Source organism: Synechococcus sp. R55.3, from assembly GCF_047461975.1.
Lineage (GTDB): Bacteria > Cyanobacteriota > Cyanobacteriia > Thermostichales > Thermostichaceae > Thermostichus.
In genome coordinates this window covers 1-5,055 of sequence record NZ_JANSIG010000128.1, presented here as the reverse complement: position 1 = coordinate 5,055, position 5,055 = coordinate 1, and the positions used below count along the sequence as shown (strand labels likewise).

The 5,055-nt window shown below is 54.9% G+C and carries 5 protein-coding genes and 1 riboswitch; all 5 genes read right to left on the bottom strand.

Annotation, left to right across the window (positions count from 1 at the left end; genetic code table 11):
• Positions 1 to 300, bottom strand: a 300-nt coding sequence (locus tag NW849_RS13840; RefSeq protein ID WP_414358367.1) for an IS607 family transposase, incomplete at its 3' end; no start/stop codon positions are given.
• A gap of 221 nt (positions 301 to 521) precedes the next feature.
• Positions 522 to 929, bottom strand: a complete 408-nt coding sequence (locus tag NW849_RS13835; RefSeq protein WP_414351961.1) for a hypothetical protein — start codon at positions 927 to 929, stop codon at positions 522 to 524.
• Positions 930 to 1,166: 237 nt separating this feature from the next.
• Entirely contained in the window at positions 1,167 to 2,036 is an 870-nt protein-coding gene (locus NW849_RS13830) for a (2Fe-2S) ferredoxin domain-containing protein (protein ID WP_011432955.1), read from the bottom strand.
• A gap of 11 nt (positions 2,037 to 2,047) precedes the next feature.
• Entirely contained in the window at positions 2,048 to 2,455 is a 408-nt protein-coding gene (locus NW849_RS13825; protein WP_414358364.1) for a DUF1636 domain-containing protein, read from the bottom strand.
• 128 nt (positions 2,456 to 2,583) lie between these two features.
• The gene (locus tag NW849_RS13820) at positions 2,584 to 4,554 is read right to left on the bottom strand and encodes a TonB-dependent receptor plug domain-containing protein (protein ID WP_414358362.1); all 1,971 of its coding nucleotides are present in this window, start codon (positions 4,552 to 4,554) and stop codon (positions 2,584 to 2,586) included.
• A gap of 37 nt (positions 4,555 to 4,591) precedes the next feature.
• Positions 4,592 to 4,744, bottom strand: a riboswitch (cobalamin riboswitch).
• Between the last annotated feature and the right edge of the window lie 311 nt (positions 4,745 to 5,055).

Genomic DNA, 5,055 nt, shown 5'->3' with positions numbered 1-5,055 from the left:
TTTGAAGTCGAGACCGCCGCCAACCTCTCCGACCACTTCGGCTCCAGGATAGAGGTTAACCAGTCTTGCAATCTGTCTCTCCAAGTCTGGCTTCTGCCCTCGGCTGCTAACTCGGGCGTACAAAACGACTCGTTTGGCTTTCTTTGGCGTTCTGATGTAACTGTCGAGGTCATACCTTCTTGCCCTACCAGATGGCGTACGTATTGCTTTGATCCAACCTTTCTGCTCCCATCGCCTCAAAGTGTGGAGACACACCCCAAAATAATCCGCCGCCTCTCTCGGTTTCACATACCTAGCCATACCAAGCAGCCATACTGAACATACTGTACATTATTTTCAGTATAGTCCAGCGTATCATTGACTAGAGTCATGCTCACTGTTAACGCGACTGAGTTGCAAAGGGATCCCCTCCCACATAGGTCGCCCCTATTTTGGCCTGGATCCCTCTTGGGGATGTTCTAGATCACTGCAAAAGTGCTCCGCACCGCTGACGGGATGGGAAGAGCTTGTACGGGAGCAGCTCACCGCAGTTTCTCCTCTCCCAGCCACACCCGGCGACGTCCTCTGTCCCACACCAGCAGGGTGTGGATCCCAATCCAAAGTCCTGTCCACAGCCAGTTGTGCAGCCAGATTTTGCCCAGAATGGGCAGGGTCAGGCCCTCCGTTCCCCCCAAAACCAGGCCGGCTGCCAAAATCAGCCCTTCAAAAGCCAGAAACCCCAAGATGAGCATGGCCGGGATCCAGAGATAGTTCAGCAGCAGTTGCCTTGGCCGAAGCGGCTTGGACTGAGAAAACAGAGGTCGGTAACCGCCAGCAAGAGCAATCCCCACCGTGCCGATCCCCAGCACCAACCCCCAGGCAAACGAATCGGGAGTGCGGGGATAGTTGTGCCAGGTGTAGCCAAAGATTTGGTTGGCCAGCCAAATCATCAAAGCACTAATGATTGCCCTTTGGCGGGTTAAAGTTGTGCCTGCAACAATACCAACAGTTACAAAAGGAAGGGTACATGTATAAGCAATATTGCTGAGACAGCCGACGGTGGTAAACAAGCTGGGCCAGAACCAGCCTTGGGCCAAATCTTGAGCAGCTTGTATCCAAAGTGGGGCTGAGATCAAGCGGCAAGATCTGGGGATAGGTTGAGCACTCGATTGCAGGCCAATCATGCTTTAATCTCCTGGAAAAAGGTGGTCTTTCAGAGGACAGCTATTAAGCAAATGCTCAAAAACAATTTGCCGAGCTACTTGGGGAGTAACCCGCTTGTACCAGGTGCGATCCCCAGAGTAAAAAACCACGGGCCCCTGTTGGCAAACTTCCAAGCAGCCTGAGGTGATAACCTGTACGTCTAGGTTGGCTTCTCGAAGAGCCGATTCCAGAGCTTCCACAACCGGTTGGTAGTTGCGGGAAGGATAACAACGGCTGGAACGACAGACGGCAAGGTAGGGACGTTTAAGAGGGTTATCCTCATAGGGGATCCGCTCTTTCCCCTGCACATAGATGGCGCGGATGCGCTCGTAAAGAGAAAGCTTTTGGTAGTCAGCTTTGCCTTCCGGCAGGTAGTCTTCCTCTGGCCCCAAAAAGGGGCTGGGCAGGAAAATCTGTAGCAAAGGTTCTTCTGCTCCATTCCAGAATTGGATTCCCCACATGCGGGGCTGACCTTGGGGATTGAGGCGCCGGTAGAGAGCAGCACGGCTAACCAATCTTTTGCGGCGCAGCTCGGGTGGGGTCTTGCGATGGGGGCCGCCTTGGTGCTCCTCCAGGCACAAATGCAGGTGCCAAGTTTCGGTGGCAACGGTTAGATAGCCATCGTAGAGCACGCACAAAGCTGGAGGTTTCTTGAAAGCCAGCTCCAGCACCCCGCCTTCCGCCACATGGCCCACCTGGATCTCGGCCCAGTGCTCTTGAAACAGCTCGTAGAGCAACGGCCCCAAGCAGTCGATGTGGGCAGGGATCCCTTCATAAAGGGTTGTCCAACCCGTCAGAGAAACTTCCTGCCAAGCTTGATGGAGGGGGGTTATCCAGGGGGTAAAAGTGGCCATGAGAAAGCTCCTCAGTGCAGTGGTGGAATACGAGCAATCACCCCTTTTTTGAGAGGGCGCTCGGCCCAGGGTAGGATCCCATCTGGCTTGGTGAGGTAGAGCTCTGCTGTCTGCAGAATCAGCTCCACATCTTTTGGATCGAGATCTCCAAAAACATAGGTCATCTTTTGAGGTGCTGCCAACGCAACAACGCAAGCATGGCTGCAGCCGCTCATACAGGCAACCGGCTTCAGGGTCAGTTGAGGATTGAGGGTTTGAGATTGCAGGGCAGACAGCAGCATTTCTCCCTTGCTAATCCCTTCTTTTTGGCCGTTAACCCACCGAGATCCGCAGGTGATGCAAACCCAGAGATAATGACCGCTGGGTTGCTGGGCAGCGCTGCCAGCTTGGATGGGCAACTGGGAAGTTGATCGAGACATGGTGCTCCTTGATATAGTCATAGGTTTCTGTCCAAGCAAAGGGTGTGAGAAGAGGCAAAGACGATCTCAATGTCTTGGCCAAGGATTCAGCAGTGAGTTAGACAGCTAAAAGTCAGCCTCAAGTCGCTCTAAAATTGGCCCCTTAAATTAAGCCGAACGGTGCGACCCACTCCTGGGTAGCCGGGGAAAACCTCATATTGCTCATCCAGCAGGTTATCGACTCCCACCTCGAGAGCGAGATTTTCTGCTACTGGGATCCCTCCCCGCAGAGCCAGGTTGGTGTAGCCGGGCAGAGATTGGGTATTGGCGTTGTTGGTAAAGAAAGTGCCAATGTGATGCAGGAAAACTGAGGCATACCGATCCTCTGCATCGCGGTAGCTCAGGCCCAGGTTGAAGCTGTCTGCTCCCACGAAGGCTAGCTGTTTGCCAACCGCTTTGGGATCCAGCGCCGAGCGGATGATGGGATCGTTCAGGGTGTAGTTGGCAAAAAGAGTCCAGTTTTCCCCCAATCGCAAATCCAGGGCTGCTTCCAAGCCCGTGTATTCCACGAGCTCAATGTTTTCGTAGGTTCCCCTGCGCGGGCCAGTGCTGACAAAGGTGATGCCATCGCGGATGCGGTTATGGGCAAAGGTCAAGCGCAGCAGGCCAAAATCTCCCAGAGCCTGATCCAGGCCAATGTCAAAACTCTCTCCCCGCTCCGGGCGCAAATTGGGGTTGCCGTCGACTTCAAAAAAGCCGCGCAGCCGAAAGAACAGGTTTGAGATCAAGGGAGTGCGAAAGCTGCCGGCATAATTGGCCCTCAGGGTGGTGCCTTCTGCCAAAACCCAGCGGATCCCTGCGGCAGGAGAGGTGGCCGAACCGTTGACCAGATTGCTCGAATCTTGGCGAACACCTAAGTTGAGATAAAAGTTGGGCTGTGGCTTGTAATCCAGGCGGGCAAAGAGGGCCCCTTGGTTCACGGTATTGTCGTAGTTGACATTGGTGGATCCCCTGGCAAAGGAGAAGGTGGTGTTGCGAGCTGAAATGGATCGGTAATCCGCTCCTAGAGTAAGCTCCAGGTTTTCAGCAGCCTTCCAGGTGTATTGCAGTTGGGATCCCCACCCCGTTCGCAGGATCTCATCCCGGGATCCCTGGCTTTGTGGGGCGCTGAAGCGATATTTGAGGTCGTCAAAAAATACCCTGGCTTGCAGGGATCCCCTCTCTTGATCCCACAGCCAACTGAGATCTAACAGCAGGTCGTTGGTGTTTTGCCCTGCATCGGGGGAGGGAAACTCGGTGCTGCCAGGCACCTGAAACGCTTTGTTGAGATAAAGGGCATTTCCGGTTAGGACTTGGCCTTCTGCCAATTGCCAGGTGAGCTTGGCTTGTAGGTTGTGGTACTCCACCGCCGAGTTTTCCCGCCTGCCGGCTCTGCCCAAACGCCTAATTTCAAAAGGAAAGTCGTTGTTGCTCTGCAGACGGCGATAGCTGACCACCCAGCCCAGATCCTGCACCTGGCCGCGGTTCTGGATCCCTTGCTCGTTGAGGCCGTAGCTGCCGATAGCCGCTTCCAGCACGGTCTCGGATCCCGGCTTTGGATCCAGCGTCACGATGTTGATGACCCCGCCAACGGCATCGGAGCCGTATAAGGTGGAGCCCCCACCTGGAGAGATCTCAATACGCTCGACCACATCTGTAGTGATCTGAGACAGATCGAACCCGCCAAAAAAGCCCAGGTCGTTAATGGGGCGGCCATCCAAGAGCACCAAAACCTGGGCCGTTCGTCCTCCCCGCATAAACTGGGAGCTAAGGGCTCCCAACTGGGTTCCTGCCGTGCCGTCGCTGAGGATCCCGGGCAGGTAGCGCAGGGCCTCCTGAACGGTTCTTGCCCCTTGCTCTCGAATTTGCTGGCGGGTAACGACGTAAACCGGGCGGGAAGAATCCCGCAGCAAGCCGGGGCGACGAAAAGGCGTGGTGACGGGTTGATTTAAAATCTCGGCGCTAACGCCGGTTTCCAAAACCTCTTGAGCTGAGGGCGGGGAAGCTGCCGGCTGCGCCCACGCTGGGATCCCCAAAACAAGACCCCCCAGCGCCAGGCTGAGACCTAGAATGGGATTCATTTTCCTAAAGCTCCTGATTCCGTGCGACGCGGAAGAAATGCGAGCCAAAACCGCAGGCGGGCATCCTGACTGAGGGCATGGGTCTAGCCCAAGCCCATCACAGTTGCGGCACAGCGCCGGATTTGCACCGGACTTTCCCCTTTACATGCCCTGGCTGATCCCCAGGACAACCTGTCGGTACAGCTTTCTCTGCGATTGCTCCGAAAAAGCCGTGCTAGGCATCATACATCCCCTGCTCTGGAGTTCCTATCCTGCCAGGGGGGATGTCATCCCCAGGGGTGAACGGGATCCCAACGGCAATCCCAGGGCTTTGGATGGGCCACATCCCATTTAGGCCAGATTTCTTCACTGCTTTGTAAGCAGTTGAAGGATAGCCCGCTGCTACTCCAGATCGCGAGGCCCAGGGATCCCTTAGCCTTTTAGAGAACAGAGCATGACTCTAGTCAATAATAAGCTCAACTATACTGAAAATAATGTATAATATGTTCAGTACGGATTACT